This window comes from Pseudomonas sp. 31-12, assembly GCF_003151075.1.
Classification (GTDB): domain Bacteria; phylum Pseudomonadota; class Gammaproteobacteria; order Pseudomonadales; family Pseudomonadaceae; genus Aquipseudomonas.
Window position 1 is genome coordinate 4,093,751 of record NZ_CP029482.1, and the last position, 14,742, is coordinate 4,108,492.

Genomic DNA, 14,742 nt, shown 5'->3' on the forward strand with positions numbered 1-14,742 from the left:
ACATTCCGCGCATCACCGGCTTACTGATTAAGTGACTGTTTAAAAACGAGAAAACCAACCTGCCCCCCCTTGGCATGCCATGTGCTAACTGCATAGTCATGACCATTTCCGACAAACGACTGCGACGCAATCTGCTCACAGCAGTAGTGATCAAGCTACTGGTGCTGACAGTGCTGTGGTGGCTGTTCATCCGGGATTCGCACGTCAGTGTCGACTCGAACACCATCGGAAACCGTTTCGGTGTACCCACCTCGACTCAAGGGGCAAGCAAGTGATTTCAGAACACCTGGTGGATTTGTCTCGGCTGCAGTTTGCAGCCACTGCGCTTTATCACTTTCTTTTTGTACCGCTCACGGTTGGCATGGTCTGGCTGCTGGTCATCATGGAAAGTGTCTATGTGATGACCGGTAATGTTATCTGGAAAGACATGACGCGCTTCTGGGGCAAGTTGTTCGGCATCAACTTCGCCCTGGGGGTGACTACGGGCATCACCCTGGAATTTCAGTTCGGTACCAACTGGGCGTATTACTCGCATTACGTCGGCGACATCTTCGGAGCCCCACTGGCGATCGAGGGCATGATGGCGTTCTTTCTTGAATCGACCATGATCGGCCTGTTCTTTTTTGGTTGGGATCGTCTGAAGAAAGAGCACCACTTGCTGGTCACTCTGCTGATGGCGATTGGTACAAACCTTTCAGCCTTGTGGATTCTGATCGCCAATGGCTGGATGCAGAACCCGGTGGGTTCAGAATTCAGTTACATCACCATGCGCATGGAGATGGTTGATTTTTGGGCAGTGGTTTTCAATCCGGTAGCACAGGCCAAGTTTGTGCACACCGTCTCAGCCGGCTACGTCACCGGTTCGATGTTTGTGCTGTCGATTTCCAGTTGGTACTTGCTCAAGAATCGTGATGTCGAGTTTGCCAAACGCAGTTTCCGGGTGGCGGCGGCCTTTGGTCTCGCATCAGTGCTGAGCGTGATCGTGTTGGGTGACGAGTCGGGTTACACGGTGGGTGAGGCACAACAAACCAAGATGGCAGCCATGGAGGCCATGTGGGAAACGAAGCCTGCACCGGCAGGCCTGACATTGGTGGCAAGTATTAATGAAGCCGAGTCCAAAAATAACTGGGAAGTTGAAGTGCCATGGCTGATGGGCCTGATTGGCACACGATCAGTCAGCAAGCAAATTCCAGGCATTCATGAGATTAAAGAAAAGAACCGCGCTCGAATTCTCCGAGGCATTACCGCCGTCAATGCCCTTGAAGCCGTCAGAGCCAATCGCACCGATTCGGCAGCTCTGAAGACATTCGATGAATACAAAACCGATCTGGGCTTTGGCCTGTTACTTAAAAAGTATGTCGAGGACGTCAACCAGGCCACGCCGGCCATTATCGAAAAGGCCGTAAACGATACCGTACCACGCGTGACACCTATGTTCTGGGCGTTCCGGATCATGGTCGGCCTTGGTTTTGCCATGCTGCTGCTCTTCGGTCTTGCCTTCTGGAGCACCTTGAAGTCGACCTGCACACGACGCCGCTGGTTACTGCGTTGGGCGCTCTGCATGCTGCCTGCGCCATGGATTGCGTGCGAGCTTGGCTGGTTCGTCGCTGAATACGGCCGCCAGCCCTGGACCATATACGGCGTGCTGCCGACTCACATGAGCGTATCCACGCTTAGCGTCAACAACCTCTATGGCTCGCTGGCGGGATTCATCGTTTTCTACACCGTGCTGCTGGTGGTTGAAATGTTCCTGATGGTCAAGTTTGCCCGTCAGGGTCCAGGCAGCCTCGGTACCGGACGTTATGTTCACGATGCCCATTTGAAGGAACTCCTCCATGCTTGATTACTTCACCCTGAAAATTATCTGGTGGGCGCTGGTCGGTGTACTGCTGATCGGCTTCGCCATCATGGACGGTCACGACATGGGGGTTGGCACGCTGCTGCCCTTTGTTGGCCAAAATGACATGGAGCGTCGCGTCGTGATCAATACCGTCGGTCCGCATTGGGACGGGAATCAGGTTTGGTTCATTACTGCAGGTGGCGCATTGTTCGCGGCGTGGCCTGTGGTGTATGCCACCGCATTCAGCGGATTCTACTGGGCGATGATTCTGGTCCTCTGGGCGCTGTTCTTCCGCCCGGTGGGTTTTGACTATCGCAGCAAGATCCACAACTCCACTTGGCGCAGCACCTGGGATTGGGGACTCTTTGTAGGTGGAGCAGTGCCGCCTCTGGTGTTCGGGATTGCGTTTGGCAACCTGCTGCAAGGTGTACCGTTCCAGTTCAACGATTTTCTGGTGTCGACGTATACCGGCAGTTTCTGGCAACTGCTCAATCCCTTCGCGTTACTGACCGGCGTTGTGAGCAGCGCAATGATCACCCTGCAAGGTGGTGCTTATCTGGCACATCGCACTGAAGGGGTTATCCAGGCAAGGGCAATAAAAGGTGGGGTGGGTGCAGCGATCGTGCTGGTGTGTTCATTTATCGTTGCCGGCATTTGGCTGCAATGGATTGATGGCTATCGCATTACGTCGGTAGTTGATACGGCAGGACTGCCTGACATTCTCAGCAAGTCCGTGGTGCGCGAAGCTGGAGCCTGGATGGCCAACTATGGCCATAGTCCTTTGCTGTGGCTGCTGCCCGCACTGGGATTGATCGGCGCAGCAGGTGCCGCCGTGTTGTTGATGGCGCGCCGTACACTTTCAGCGTTTATCGCGTCATCGCTTTCAGTCATCGGTGTTATCTGCACGGCGGGCGTATCGATGTTTCCGTTCGTCATGCCGTCATCAACGATGCCTGCGGCAAGTCTTACCGTGTGGGACAGCGTCGCCAGTCATTTAAGCCTGGCCATCATGTTCTGGGCCGCGTTGATCTTCATGCCACTGATTGTGCTTTATACCTCGTGGGCTTATCGCGTCATGCGGGGCAAGGTCACCATCGCGAAAATCAAAGCCAACGAACATTCCGCCTATTAGTGCCGGCAAAGGAGTAATGAACATGTGGTATTTCGCTTGGATGCTGGGGGTCGGCTTTGCATTGCTACTGGCTATTTTAAATGCGATGTGGGGCGAGAACGAAGTTGGCCGAGCCTTGAGCGACAACGACGAGACACGGTCATGATGCCGCGCGTCGCTAACCCTCAACCAACCTCACACCTTCATTTGCTGAGTTTGGTTATCGCTTTAGCAATCATGCTCGCTTGTACGCTCTATCCTCCCATGATGGTCGCTCCTGACGGGAAGCCTGACCACGCGCTGGCTACTGCATTATTTGCAGCCATGAGTATGGCCTTTGTGAAAGGTGTGGGTTTTGTCCCGCGGACGCGCGCCTGGCGTTGGCTTCTCTCAGGCTGGACCTGTTTTGCGTCACTTGCAGTCGCAGGCTGGGTAAAGTTTCTACATTGAGGACTGACGACACGATTTGACCTTTGAGTATTCAACATAAGGAACTGCGCCAGTACTTATCTTCAGTTAGGTGGAGACTTACACAATCAATCTGAGCGCCATCTGACCGGCCTCCCCCTACCTCTCGGTGGTGACGCAAAACTCAAAGTACGAACGTGGTCTTTTGTTGTGAGGAGGCCGTGATGAAACTCTGTGGGCATAGACTTGCATTCGAACAACCGTGTTGTGGTGATTACCAACGAACCCGCCCAGCGCCCAGAGGTCAAAGCAGTTGATGGCATCGCCAATGATCAAAGGCCTCTCGCCTATTTCATTCAAGGACGAAGCCAGTCGTTCACACACTGTAGGGTGCGCCGGATAAATTTCAGTAGGCTCGAACTCTGCTCAGGGCAGGGGCTGACTGCTGCTCACATCCAATGCTCCCTTATCGGAGTACGAAAATGACTCAGTCAATGCGGTTCTTCCTATCCATAGTCCTCGCGACTGCCTCACTGGCATCGGCGAGTTTCCTGAACACTGCCGGTGCGGCAACCGCCGAGGACCTGAATACCGACTCTCGGCAAGCGTTGCAAACGCTCTACAAGACTCATCCATTTGCCGAGACCATGTCGCACAACGCCAAAGCGATACTGGTTTTCCCGAAAATCATCAAGGCAGGCCTTGTGTTTGGCGGCAGCTATGGCGAAGGCGTTTTGTTCAAAGGCAAGACCGTTGAGGGTTATTACAACTCCGTCACCGGGTCATGGGGGTTGCAGGCCGGTGCCCAGTCGTATGGCTATGTGGTTTTCCTCATGACCGACAAAGCCGTGAACTATGTTCGCGAAACCAAGGGCTGGGAACTCGGCGTAGGGCCCACCGTCGTTGTAGTGGATGAAGGGATCTCGAAGAACTTGTCCAGTTCGACGCTGAAGGACGACGCCTACGCGTTCATATTTGATCAGCAAGGGTTAATGGCCGGAGTCAGCATCGAGGGCACGAAGATTTCCCTGATCAAGCGCTGAAAGCCATCTATAAGGGCGCCTTGCGTTGTCTGCAAGACGCCCCGACAGCGCGTTATCACCGTCCTCGCCAAGAGGTAGCCTGATGAGTCTTCTAACCAGATGCAAGGGTGTATGTATTCCTCTGGTGCTGTGCGTGGCGGTGTTCCTGACAGTGGTGATTTCCTGCAGTACATTGCCGAGGATAGTGCCCGACATGGCTCGCGCGCCCTCTGCGCCAGTGCAACTGGACGGGGTCCACGGGCCTCTGTCAGCCGAGCGCAGCAAAGCCATTCTCGACCGACTCAAGTCCACAGGCGCAGAAACCAACATCTTCGATGTGCACCTCGCTATCGAAGAATCCGTTGTCGGTAGTCCGCTAACGGAAGGAAATAAGGTCGACTTGCTGCAGGACGGCCCCACCACCTACCAGTCGATGATCAAAGCCGTGGAAGGTGCGCGCGACCATATCAACATGGAGACCTACATCCTCGACGATGATGAAGTCGGCCAGCGCTTCGCCACCGCACTGATCGCTCAGCAACACAAAGGTGTGCAGGTCAATCTGATCCGTGACAGCGTCGGAACCCTTGGAACACCCTCAGCGTTTTTCGCTCGATTGACCGACGTGGGCATCAAGGTGCTGGAGTACAACCCGGTCAATCCGGCGACGGCCAAAGCGGGCTGGGACGTGAACCAGCGCGACCACCGAAAGCTGCTGATCGTGGACGGCCGTGTTGCCTTTCTTGGCGGGATCAACATCAGCAGCGTCTATTCGGGGGGCTCGTTCAGCACTCACTCGAAGACTCGCCCCTCTGGTGATTTGCCCTGGCGCGATACTGACTTGCGCGTCGAGGGGCCGGTGGTTGCGGATCTGCAGAAGCTGTTCATCGAAACATGGACGACCCAGAAAGGTGAACCGCTCGCCGCTCGCGACTACTTTCCGCCACAGGAGCGCAAAGGCACCGAGGTGGTGCGCGCCATCGGCAGCTCGCCAGATGAGCCGTTCAGCCTGATCTACGCGACGCTGATTTCGGCGCTGCATAGCGCGCAGACCGAGATATGGCTGACGAACGCCTACTTTGTGCCCGATCCGCAGTTGCTGGCGGCACTCAAGGAGGCGGCGGCCCGTGGCGTCGACGTCAAACTGGTGCTGCCCAGCAGCACTGATTCGGCGCTGGTGTTTCATGCCGGACGCGCTCACTACAGCGAGCTTCTGAAGGCCAACGTCAAGCTTTACGAACGCCGTGACGCGCTGCTCCACGTCAAGACGGCAGTCATCGATGGCGTGTGGTCGAGTGTCGGCTCCACCAACCTCGACTGGCGCAGCTTTCTGCACAACGATGAAGTCAACGTGGTTGTGCTGGGCACCGGGTTCGGAAAAAAGATGCAGGCGGCATTCATGGCTGATCTGGCGAAGTCGAACGAAATCAAGCTGGACGAGTGGCAGCGCCGCTCGCTCGCGGTGAAAGCCAAAGAGCAGATGGCGCTACTCTGGGAATACTGGCTCTGAGTCGAGTGGCGCATCGCCGGGATGCGCTCTTCTGCTCCCTGATGGGTATTTCGCCAACCTACCGAGTCACTGCCGCACGGCGAGTCCCCGCAAACGCACTTGTACCGAGCCAGCGCCACAAGTTCTCCGCATCCTTCACCGCGCCATCCACACGCAACTCCCGCGACTGAAGCACCTCCCGGGGTGTGCGGTCGCCGGTCCAGACCTCAGTCAACGCGCGCACGCTTGAATCCACGACCAGCGTCAGTTCGCGGCCCGGGTCGTCGCGGCATAGATCCGCCACGCCCTGCTCCACCACCAGCCACCACGCTTGCTCGCCGGGTCGCGCATCGCGGAATGTGAACTGGATGACCACCGGTCGGGACGGGAAGGTTTCGATGCGCACGAACCGGCGTACGTCCCACATCAGCAGGCCGGCGTCGAGTTGATCGTCACGCAGGCGACTGCCGATCCAGCGTGCGCCCCAATGCCCCAGCGCCATGATGATGGGGCGCAGTTCCTCGCCCGCCTCAGTCAGGCTGTATTCCCAGACTTTGCCGGTGGCCGTGCGGTGGATGACGCCGATTTCTTCCAGGTGGCGCAGCCGTTGTGCCAGCAGGTTGGTGGACATCCGGGGGACGCCGCGGTGCAGTTCATTGAAGCGTTTGCTGCCGCACAGCAGTTCGCGCACCACCAAAGGTGTCCAGCGCTCGCACAGGGCTTCAGCACCGCGGGCGACCGTGCAGAACTGACCGTAGCCTTCTTCCATCGCCTGGACTCCGCAATTGCAACGCTTCACTTTTTGAACTAGCCCGACCCCTTCGCCACGCGCACGCTCAAGCCTTCGAAAGCCAATTTTCAAAGGAGAACGCCATGACCACGGTAGCCATCATTCAGCGCCCGCCCGTGCTGCTGGATCGCAGCGCAACGATTGCCCGGGCCGTGCAATCGGTCGCCGAGGCTGCGGCGGCGGGAGCCTCGCTGATCGTTTTGCCCGAATCGTTCATTCCCGGCTATCCATCGTGGATCTGGCGGCTGGCGGCGGGAAAGGACGGGGCTGTCATAGGCCAGTTGCACGCGCGGCTGCTGGCCAACGCCGTCGACATCGCCAACGGTGACCTGGGCGAATTGTGCGAAGCCGCCAGGGTTCATGCGGTGACGATCGTGTGCGGCCTCAATGAATGCGACCGGCGCACGGGAGGCGGCACGCTCTATAACAGCGTAGTCGTTATCGGTCCGGACGGCGCCGTGCTCAACCGACACCGCAAGCTGATGCCGACCAATCCAGAGCGCATGGTGCATGGCTTCGGTGATGCGTGCGGGTTGCGCACGGTCGACACACCGGTTGGCCGCGTGGGCGCGCTGATCTGCTGGGAAAACTACATGCCGCTGGCGCGCTATTCGCTGTATGCCCAAGGGGTGGAAATCTACGTCGCGCCCACGTACGACACCGGCGAAGGCTGGATCAGCACGATGCGGCACATTGCACTCGAAGGGCGCTGCTGGGTGCTGGGCAGTGGCACTGTGCTGCGCGGCAGTGACATTCCCGAGGACTTCCCGGCGCGTGCGCAACTGTTTGCCGATCCGGAGGAATGGATCAACGACGGCGACTCGGTGGTGGTCAGTCCGCAAGGCCGGATCGTGGCCGGTCCACTGCACCGGGAGGCCGGCATTCTGTATGCGGACATCGACGTCGCACTCGTGGCGCCAGCACGGCGGGCGCTCGACGTCACCGGGCATTACGCGCGCCCGGACATTTTCGAGTTGAAAGTGCGGCGCACGCCGGCGACAGCGGCGCATTTCATCGACGAAGGAGTCATGCCATGAGCATTGAACGGTCTTACAAGGGCAGTTGTTTCTGCGGCGCGGTCGAGTTCACCGTCAGCGGCGAGCCAGCCGGAATGGGCTATTGCCATTGCGAGTCGTGCCGGCACTGGTCAGCAGGACCGGTCAACGCCTTCACGCTGTGGAAACCCGACGCGGTGCACGTGACGCGGGGCGCCGACAACATCGGCACCTTCAACAAGACACCTCGCAGTTACCGCAAGTGGTGCAAGACGTGCGGCGGACACCTCTTCACTGAACACCCTGAGATGGGACTGATCGATGTATATGCCGCGATCATTCCGGATCTCGAATATTCGCCGGGCGTTCACGTGCACTATCAGGAGACGGTGCTGCGGATCAAGGATGGGTTGCCGAAGTTAAAGGATCTCCCCGGCGAACTAGGCGGATCGGGTATCAGCGTGGAGGAATAACGCTGGCAAGGGTGTCCGGGATCCCGACTTGCCAGGTTATACCGGTTGCTGTCTGTTCGGCGCTCAAGCAGCGGAACAAAAAAACGGGCGCCCTGAAGGCGCCCGTTTTTTATCCTCGTCGCTGACTTAAGCCGATGCGCTTGCAACGCCTGGCCAGTTCACACGCCGATGTTCATTCTTGCGATCATTGCGTTTTTTTGGATCCTGAGGTGGCAGCGTTGTGCAACCCTTTGGTGTTGTGCTCGCCTGGAGTCGAGGTCGAAATGGCACCGGCCTTGGTGACGCCGCGGGTATCTCGCGATTGGGCGATGCCTGAAGTCGTCGAGCCATGACCGCGACTTTCTCCGCGATCATTGCCGTAATGGTTTCCGCTTTCACCACGGTCTCGAACGGCCTTGCCGGCATGATCGCTGGCCAGTCCATTGCCACGGCCATTACTGTCAGCATTGCCGGAGTGACCTGAGCCGCTGTGACCGCCACCCGTACCACCGCCATGGCCGCCACCATTGCCACCGCCACCGCCATTGCCACCGCCGTTACCGCCTCCGTTGCCACCACCACCACCACCACCACCACCACCACCACCCTCTTTCGCATAGGCGGAATTCATGACGGAAAGGTCAGCAGGGAGTAATGGAGCGGCTGCAAGCATCATGGCGCAGGACATGACAGCAAAAAGACTCTTATTCTTCAAAAGCATGGTGGCTTCCATAGGTTGATATCACGTGCCATAGGACGCGATTACCCTGTTTCAGTTCCAAGCCCTGCGACAGACGGGAGGCAAGATACGCAACCTCCCTTTTGTAAGTGGATTCCAATCGCATTCGCCCCGCAGGCGCTAGTCAAAAGCACCGTTGAGCACTTCATAGATGAGCCCGGTGGCCAGCGCGACGAGGATCAAATCGGTCCCGGCCTGTTGCCATTCATACCCATCGTAATGAGGCAGCCTGCCGATCAACCGGCCATCCAGTTTTTTGGCAATGCCGGGGGGAAGCGGCTTGCCACGAGCGAGGTTCTTTTGAATGCCAGGTGGCAACGCAGGCCCGGGACTCCAGTAGTCCCGGTAGCCGCCCACAATTCCCAGAATGTTGCTGCGATTGATGCTCGGCCCATGATCCCAATCGCCGCCTCCTGAGTTTTTACCTTTGCCCGCCTGACCGCCCTGATTGCCATGGGTCTGGCTGTTTTGCGGGTTTCCCTTGCCGTTGCCCTGGCCTTTTCCATTCCCGGGATCGGCCAATGCAGTTACCGAACCGCAGGCCAGAGCAAGACTTGTCACAGCAGCAATCAACGAGTGGGATCTGAACATCGGGTCGTTCCTTCAGTAGGCGATAGCCCTCTGACTGTAGACGCTTTGGACGGTGTGGGTTCCATGTACCGATGAGAGACTCGAAGATCATGGCTCAATGCTTTCGCAGTATCCCGGCATCGCCCCCATCTGGCTCACCCATGCATTGTTGATATAGCTCAATGATTTTCCGTCACTCAGGCGTAGAAAGTACGGACAGGGCACACACGGTCTGTCAAATCTCGCGCAATTCACAGAGGACTTCATCATGAACGACCTGAGCCTGCGTAATGCCATCCTGGATGAACTGGAATTCCAGCCTGAAATCGATGCCGCCAACATTGGCGTGGCCGTGGATAACGGTGTGGTAACCCTCTCCGGTCACGTCTCAAGCTACGCCCAGAAAATTCGTGCAGAACGCGCCGTCAAAAGCCTCAAAGGCGTACGCGCAGTCGCCGAAGAAATCCAGGTGCGGCCGGAGAAAGGCGCTGGCACGGCAGATGACACCATTGCGAGTCGCGCGTTGAAAATCATTAACTGGAGTTCCGACGTGCCCGACGGCGACATCAAAATCGTGGTGCAGAACGGATGGGTCGCCCTGGAAGGCGAAGTGGACTGGCAATACCAGAAGGAAACCGTGGAATGGGCCGTGCGCAAATTGTCCGGCGTGGTGGGCATCGATAATCGGCTGACCCTTCGTTCCCGGGTAGACGCCGGTAATATCCAGCGCTGCATTGAAGACGCACTCAAGCGCAGTGCCGAGATCGATGCCGAAGGGATTCACGTCAAGGTCCAAGGCGATGTGGTGATACTCGAAGGCAGGGTCCATTTATGGCGCCAGCGCCAGGTTGCAGAACGGGCGGCCTGGTCTGTACCTGGTGTAAAGGAAGTCATCGATCACATCCTGCTTGCCTGAGTCACGACCCCAAGTGCAGGAATAATCGAACATCAACTCAGAGGGCTAAACTTAAAACACCGTGTCGAGAACCGGCGATCTGATGTCTGGTGGTTGAGCGTCTGATGCAATGCAAGCGCAATGCCTGTGGCCGTTACCGACCCCTAAGGGGATGACAGTCATGAACACACCCTGCGAAGAACCGCTGGATAAACCGGAGGGCTCACCTCGGCACATCGACGCAGCCATCATCGCCCCGCTCCTGCGTCAGTACGCAGAGCCCTTGCCGACATTGGACTCCTCGACCTTTGGTGAAATGTTCGATCGCTACGGGGATGCGCGTGTAGTCATGATCGGTGAAGCCAGCCATGGCACCCGCGACTTCTATGAAACCCGGGCAGCGATTACCCAAAGGCTGATTGAACACCACGGGTTCAACATTGTGGCGGTGGAAGCCGACTGGCCGGACGCCGGCCATGTCGACCAGTACGTCCGCGGCCTGGCCCGAACGGCGTGGAAACGTCATATCTTCAGCCGGTTTCCGACCTGGATGTGGCGCAATACCGAGGTGAAGTCATTCGTCCACTGGCTGCATCAATTCAATCACCGGCTCGCCCCTGAACGTCGTGTCGAATTCCGTGGGCTCGACATTTACAGTTTGCGCAATTCCATTCATGAAGTGCTGCGTTACCTGGACCAGGTCGACGCGCAGCTGGCCCACGAAGCGCGCCGACGCTATGGCTGCCTGACACCGTGGCAGGATGATCCGGCGCTGTACGGTCACTTCGTCGAACGTGGCGGCCTGATGCCCTGTGAACAACCGGTAGTCGAGCAACTCAACGCCATGTTGGCCAAACAGCTGGCCGGGCTTGTCCGGGATGACGAAGGGTTCTTCAATGCGGCCCAAAACGCCCGGGTGGTGCAGGCGGCGGAACAGTACTATCGCGCAATTTATCGCGGCTCGACCGACTCCTGGAACCTGCGCGACCGACATATGTTCGACACCCTGCAGAGGCTGCTTGAGCACCGAGGCTCCCAGGGCAAAGCCGTGGTCTGGGCGCACAACTCCCATATTGGCAATGCGGCCGCCACCGAAATGGGCTGGAAAGGTCAGTTCAATATCGGCCATTTGTGCCGCAGTGCCTTTGGGCGCGAGGTCGTGCTGATCGGCATGAGCACCGACCGGGGCCAGGTGGCGGCGGCTGATGACTGGGACGGCGACATGCTCATCAAGGACATCAGGCCCTCGCACCCGGATAGCTGGGAGCATCAGTTTTTCAAGGCGGGGGTTCCGGCATCGTTGACTGACTGGCGAGACCCGCGCCACAAAGAACTGCGTAGAGTCCTGACCAAGCCGTTGCTGGAGCGGGCCATCGGCGTGATTTATCGTCCGGAAACCGAGCGTCGCAGTCATTACTTCGAAGCGGCGCTGGCCGAGCAATTTGACGCGATGATCTGGATTGAACAGACACGCCCCGTGACCGCACTGGCGCTGCCGAAGAACCAGGCGATCGAACCGGAGGATGAGACCTTTCCGTTTGGGTTGTGAGACGCAACAAGGGGCAGGAATCGCCTATGGAGCGGCGCCCCTGCGAAGTACGACGGCGTCATTCAAAGGCTCACGCGCCTGGCCAGTTCAACAGTGGGCACCCACAGGGCGTTGATGCAGACGTCCTCGTCCTTTTCCGTCACAGGCTCAAGGGCCAGCGGGTCAAGCAGGCGCCAGTTGACCATCGCCAGACGTGCAATGCCATTTTTGTCGAGTAGCGAATGCGCCAGACACTCACACAAGGACCGAGGCAGGGCTCTTGTGAGGGGATCGATGTCGGCATTCTCAAGCTCGATCTCAAAACGTGCTGTGCACGTGTCTGCCAAATTCTGCGCCGCCTGAGAGGCGAAGTGAGACACCGTAAAATATCCCGCCGTCAGCGCCATCAGGATCGACAGCAGGAGGGTTGCCTCACGTTTCCAGGAACGGGGGCCCGGCCAACGCAAGAGCCCGAGCACCGAGCCTCTGCCCCGGGCCACATGAAGCCCGCTGCTCACAAGTTTGTTGTCTGTCATGACCGGATCTCTCGCCCATGTTTATCAAGAGAATGGCGCCGATCGGCGAACGCCGTTTGATCTTGATCAACTTGCGTGCAGTTGTGTCCCGCCTGCTTGCCGCGCACCGTGCCAACGCAGGTACAGCTTGCGCAGCTCGCTAAACCAGAAGACCAGGCTGGCCATTGCCAAACTGGAAGACAGCAAGTAACGAAAAAACTTGCGGATATTGTCCAGAATCCCGCGCCCTTCGCGAACAGCCAGGACAATGCTCGCAAAGTTATCGTCGGCCAGAATCATTTTTCCCGCCTGCCTGGTCACCTCCGTTCCGGTGATGCCCATGGCGATGCCGATATCGGCTGACTTCAGTGCCGGAGCATCAATCACACCATCCCCCGTCATCGCCACCACATGCCCCTGCGCCACACGAGCATAAACCGAGGTCGATTTGACCGCTTCGGCCAGGGCCGCGTCATCCAGCTTATCTGGATCGGCCCCGCTTGGGCTTGCGCACTGGATAAGCCCGCGCGAAGATCAGCGTCCAGCTCGCGGACAATCGTTTCAACGTCTTCGAGGTGGGGCGAAACGATACGGTGTTTGCCAGTCTCAGCTGCGCTACTCATTTCATCCCCTTTTACAACGGAGTGTGCGCCGTTGATCCATTGATGGCGTAACGAACACGAATGCACGAAATGATAGGTGACGATAACGCGTCGAGTGCGTTGGTGTGTTGAGCCATTGCACCGAACGCTTGAGCAACATCAACAAATAGCCTATCCGCATGGGGTATCTTGACGCGACTCTTGCGCGCCGAGGATTCGCCATGCCTTCTACCCCCACCGAAGTGGACGTCGCGATTATCGGCGGCGGCCAGTCCGCACTCGCCGTGGCGTACTTTTTGCGCCGAACAGGGCGTTCGTTCGTGATCATTGATGCCGAAGCCGGCCCGGGCGGCGCCTGGCGGCACGGCTGGAATTCCCTGCGACTGTTTTCGCCCTCGACCTGGAGTTCCATCGCCGGCTGGATGATGCCGCCGGTCACGGATGGCTACCCAAGCCGCGACCACGTACTCGATTACCTGCGCCAGTATGAGCAACGCTACCAATTCCCTACCGCGCGGCCCTATTGGGTGAACGCTATTGAACGCCGGAACAGTCGCCTGCTCCTCAAGACCGATAGCCGTAGCTGGCTGGCCCGCACAGTGGTCAGCGCGACGGGCACCTGGCGCCATCCCTTCCTGCCGCATTACCCCGGCAGTGAAACCTTTACCGGCCAGCAATTGCATTCGGCTCACTACGTCGACGCCAAGCCGTTTGCCGGAAAAAAAGTCCTGGTGGTGGGCGGTGGCAACTCCGGTGCACAAATCCTCGCTGAAGTCTCGCAAGTGGCCGACGTCACCTGGGTCACCCCGCAGCCGCCACAATTTCTCGCCGATGACGTCGATGGCCGAGTGCTGTTCGAACGCGCCACCGAACGCTGGAAAGCTCAGCTCGCCGGCACGGTCATTGAACAACCGGTCGGTGGCTTGGGCGATATCGTGATGGTGCCGCCAGTCGTCGAAGCCCGGGAGCGCGGCGTATTGCACGCGGTTCGGCCGTTCTTGCGCTTTACCGAAACCGGCGTGGTGTGGGCCGATGGCTCGCAAACGCCGGTCGACGCGGTGATCTGGTGCACCGGCTTCCACCCTGCCCTCGGCTATCTGGAATCACTGGGCGTGTGCACCGCCGATGGGCGCGTGGCCGTCGAAGGCACGCACTCAATCCAAGAGCCGCGCTTGTGGCTAGTGGGCTATGGCGACTGGACAGGCGCCGCTTCCGCGACACTGATCGGCGTCACGCGCACGGCACGCAGTACCGTGGAAGAAATCGACCGATTTTTAACGGAGCACTGAATCCAAGGGTGATCGCCGCGGCGGGGTCGATTTACACCCCCAATGTCTTGCGTAAATAACTCGCCGACGCCGGGCATAACTGTTTGAACTGGACGGTCTGGCTGATAGCCGCGGGGGCCGTCTGCCGATCGAACCGTTCATAACCATTGGCCGAGAAAAACCCGGCCGCCCCTTGGGTCAACAAATGCAGGCGGAGTGCACCTTGGGAGGCGGCACACTGTTCCAATGCAAGCAACACGGCGTTGCCCAGCCCTTCGCCACGACGTGCATCACTCACCACGACGGATCGCAGCAACATGTCGGGCGCAGCGCCCTCCAGGCCCCCAAACGCCACCCACTTTCCGTCCGCTTCAAACCGGTAAAACTGCCGACCGGGTTCGCCGACATCGTCGCAGGGCAATGCCGCCTGACGCAGCGCATCACGGAGCTGATCCAGAGCGTTGTCGCCGACTTTAGTCATCTGCATATGAAACGCCTTTGAAGGTCCGAATGCGTTG

At 58.4% G+C, this 14,742-nt stretch carries 18 protein-coding genes; 12 read left to right on the forward strand and 6 right to left on the reverse strand.

Going from position 1 to position 14,742, the window contains the following annotated elements:
- Positions 1-98 precede the first annotated feature (98 nt).
- From cydP to cls, 7 genes are all read left to right on the forward strand, one after another.
- Positions 99-275 (forward strand): cytochrome oxidase putative small subunit CydP, encoded by a 177-nt coding sequence (gene cydP, locus DJ564_RS32185; protein WP_178082310.1) that lies wholly within the window; start codon positions 99-101, stop codon positions 273-275.
- A complete protein-coding gene (locus DJ564_RS19270; RefSeq protein ID WP_109632450.1) occupies positions 272-1,843 on the forward strand; it encodes a cytochrome ubiquinol oxidase subunit I in 1,572 nt (523 codons plus the stop codon). Before cydP ends, DJ564_RS19270 begins: the two co-directional genes overlap by 4 nt.
- Entirely contained in the window at positions 1,836-2,972 is a 1,137-nt protein-coding gene (gene cydB / locus DJ564_RS19275) for a cytochrome d ubiquinol oxidase subunit II (protein WP_109632452.1), read from the forward strand. The genes DJ564_RS19270 and cydB overlap by 8 nt, the downstream gene beginning before the upstream one ends.
- A 22-nt stretch (positions 2,973-2,994) precedes the next feature.
- On the forward strand, positions 2,995-3,117 hold the full coding sequence (cydX, locus tag DJ564_RS19280) for a cytochrome bd-I oxidase subunit CydX (RefSeq protein WP_109632454.1): 123 nt from the start codon (positions 2,995-2,997) through the stop codon (positions 3,115-3,117).
- A complete protein-coding gene (locus DJ564_RS19285; protein WP_256597524.1) occupies positions 3,117-3,401 on the forward strand; it encodes a cyd operon YbgE family protein in 285 nt (94 codons plus the stop codon). The genes cydX and DJ564_RS19285 overlap by 1 nt, the downstream gene beginning before the upstream one ends.
- 440 nt (positions 3,402-3,841) lie before the next feature.
- A complete protein-coding gene (locus tag DJ564_RS19290) occupies positions 3,842-4,402 on the forward strand; it encodes a YSC84-related protein (protein WP_109632458.1) in 561 nt (186 codons plus the stop codon).
- A gap of 82 nt (positions 4,403-4,484) precedes the next feature.
- The gene (gene cls, locus DJ564_RS19295; protein ID WP_109632460.1) at positions 4,485-5,891 is read left to right on the forward strand and encodes a cardiolipin synthase; all 1,407 of its coding nucleotides are present in this window, start codon (positions 4,485-4,487) and stop codon (positions 5,889-5,891) included.
- A gap of 58 nt (positions 5,892-5,949) precedes the next feature.
- On the opposite strand, the gene DJ564_RS19300 is transcribed toward cls, so the two are convergent.
- Positions 5,950-6,639 (reverse strand): helix-turn-helix domain-containing protein, encoded by a 690-nt coding sequence (locus DJ564_RS19300; RefSeq protein WP_109632462.1) that lies wholly within the window; start codon positions 6,637-6,639, stop codon positions 5,950-5,952.
- A gap of 104 nt (positions 6,640-6,743) precedes the next feature.
- Between DJ564_RS19300 and DJ564_RS19305 the strand changes: the two genes are divergently transcribed.
- Both DJ564_RS19305 and DJ564_RS19310 read left to right on the forward strand, forming a co-directional pair.
- Positions 6,744-7,697: a carbon-nitrogen hydrolase family protein gene (locus DJ564_RS19305; protein WP_109632464.1), complete on the forward strand. Its 954-nt coding sequence runs from the start codon at positions 6,744-6,746 to the stop codon at positions 7,695-7,697.
- Positions 7,694-8,128 (forward strand): GFA family protein, encoded by a 435-nt coding sequence (locus tag DJ564_RS19310; protein WP_109632466.1) that lies wholly within the window; start codon positions 7,694-7,696, stop codon positions 8,126-8,128. The genes DJ564_RS19305 and DJ564_RS19310 overlap by 4 nt, the downstream gene beginning before the upstream one ends.
- Before the next feature lie 184 nt (positions 8,129-8,312).
- Here DJ564_RS19310 and DJ564_RS32065 read toward each other — a convergent pair whose 3' ends face one another.
- Together DJ564_RS32065 and DJ564_RS19315 are read right to left on the reverse strand one after the other, a co-directional pair.
- Complete coding sequence (locus DJ564_RS32065) at positions 8,313-8,828, reverse strand: hypothetical protein (RefSeq protein ID WP_162556223.1); 516 nt, start codon at positions 8,826-8,828, stop codon at positions 8,313-8,315.
- Between the two features lie 138 nt (positions 8,829-8,966).
- Positions 8,967-9,437 (reverse strand): anti-virulence regulator CigR family protein, encoded by a 471-nt coding sequence (locus tag DJ564_RS19315; protein WP_109632467.1) that lies wholly within the window; start codon positions 9,435-9,437, stop codon positions 8,967-8,969.
- 247 nt (positions 9,438-9,684) lie between these two features.
- On the opposite strand from DJ564_RS19315, the gene DJ564_RS19320 reads away from it, so the two are divergent.
- A complete protein-coding gene (locus tag DJ564_RS19320) occupies positions 9,685-10,332 on the forward strand; it encodes a BON domain-containing protein (protein ID WP_109632469.1) in 648 nt (215 codons plus the stop codon).
- A gap of 160 nt (positions 10,333-10,492) precedes the next feature.
- Complete coding sequence (locus DJ564_RS19325; protein ID WP_109632471.1) at positions 10,493-11,860, forward strand: erythromycin esterase family protein; 1,368 nt, start codon at positions 10,493-10,495, stop codon at positions 11,858-11,860.
- Positions 11,861-11,922: 62 nt separating this feature from the next.
- On the opposite strand, the gene DJ564_RS19330 is transcribed toward DJ564_RS19325, so the two are convergent.
- On the reverse strand, positions 11,923-12,375 hold the full coding sequence (locus DJ564_RS19330) for a hypothetical protein (protein ID WP_109632473.1): 453 nt from the start codon (positions 12,373-12,375) through the stop codon (positions 11,923-11,925).
- A gap of 66 nt (positions 12,376-12,441) precedes the next feature.
- Positions 12,442-12,780: an HAD-IC family P-type ATPase gene (locus tag DJ564_RS19335; RefSeq protein ID WP_371921939.1), complete on the reverse strand. Its 339-nt coding sequence runs from the start codon at positions 12,778-12,780 to the stop codon at positions 12,442-12,444.
- Positions 12,781-13,177: 397 nt separating this feature from the next.
- Between DJ564_RS19335 and DJ564_RS19340 the strand changes: the two genes are divergently transcribed.
- The gene (locus DJ564_RS19340; RefSeq protein ID WP_109632477.1) at positions 13,178-14,245 is read left to right on the forward strand and encodes an ArsO family NAD(P)H-dependent flavin-containing monooxygenase; all 1,068 of its coding nucleotides are present in this window, start codon (positions 13,178-13,180) and stop codon (positions 14,243-14,245) included.
- Positions 14,246-14,276: 31 nt separating this feature from the next.
- On the opposite strand, the gene arsN2 is transcribed toward DJ564_RS19340, so the two are convergent.
- Complete coding sequence (gene arsN2 / locus DJ564_RS19345; protein ID WP_109632478.1) at positions 14,277-14,711, reverse strand: arsenic resistance N-acetyltransferase ArsN2; 435 nt, start codon at positions 14,709-14,711, stop codon at positions 14,277-14,279.
- Between the last annotated feature and the right edge of the window lie 31 nt (positions 14,712-14,742).

Bases quoted from the DNA above. Each gene is read 5' to 3' on its own strand.
- DJ564_RS19305 (WP_109632464.1), top strand. From the start codon at position 6,744: ATGACCACGGTAGCCATCATTCAGCGCCCGCCCGTGCTGCTGGATCGC.
- DJ564_RS19290 (WP_109632458.1), top strand. From the start codon at position 3,842: ATGACTCAGTCAATGCGGTTCTTCCTATCCATAGTCCTCGCGACTGCC.
- DJ564_RS19340 (WP_109632477.1), top strand. From the start codon at position 13,178: ATGCCTTCTACCCCCACCGAAGTGGACGTCGCGATTATCGGCGGCGGC.
- DJ564_RS19300 (WP_109632462.1), bottom strand. From the start codon at position 6,639: ATGGAAGAAGGCTACGGTCAGTTCTGCACGGTCGCCCGCGGTGCTGAA.
- DJ564_RS19285 (WP_256597524.1), top strand. From the start codon at position 3,117: ATGCCGCGCGTCGCTAACCCTCAACCAACCTCACACCTTCATTTGCTG.
- arsN2 (WP_109632478.1), bottom strand. From the start codon at position 14,711: ATGCAGATGACTAAAGTCGGCGACAACGCTCTGGATCAGCTCCGTGAT.
- cydX (WP_109632454.1), top strand. From the start codon at position 2,995: ATGTGGTATTTCGCTTGGATGCTGGGGGTCGGCTTTGCATTGCTACTG.
- cls (WP_109632460.1), top strand. From the start codon at position 4,485: ATGAGTCTTCTAACCAGATGCAAGGGTGTATGTATTCCTCTGGTGCTG.
- DJ564_RS32065 (WP_162556223.1), bottom strand. From the start codon at position 8,828: ATGCTTTTGAAGAATAAGAGTCTTTTTGCTGTCATGTCCTGCGCCATG.
- DJ564_RS19310 (WP_109632466.1), top strand. From the start codon at position 7,694: ATGAGCATTGAACGGTCTTACAAGGGCAGTTGTTTCTGCGGCGCGGTC.
- DJ564_RS19325 (WP_109632471.1), top strand. From the start codon at position 10,493: ATGAACACACCCTGCGAAGAACCGCTGGATAAACCGGAGGGCTCACCT.
- cydP (WP_178082310.1), top strand. From the start codon at position 99: ATGACCATTTCCGACAAACGACTGCGACGCAATCTGCTCACAGCAGTA.
- DJ564_RS19315 (WP_109632467.1), bottom strand. From the start codon at position 9,437: ATGTTCAGATCCCACTCGTTGATTGCTGCTGTGACAAGTCTTGCTCTG.
- cydB (WP_109632452.1), top strand. From the start codon at position 1,836: ATGCTTGATTACTTCACCCTGAAAATTATCTGGTGGGCGCTGGTCGGT.
- DJ564_RS19330 (WP_109632473.1), bottom strand. From the start codon at position 12,375: ATGACAGACAACAAACTTGTGAGCAGCGGGCTTCATGTGGCCCGGGGC.
- DJ564_RS19320 (WP_109632469.1), top strand. From the start codon at position 9,685: ATGAACGACCTGAGCCTGCGTAATGCCATCCTGGATGAACTGGAATTC.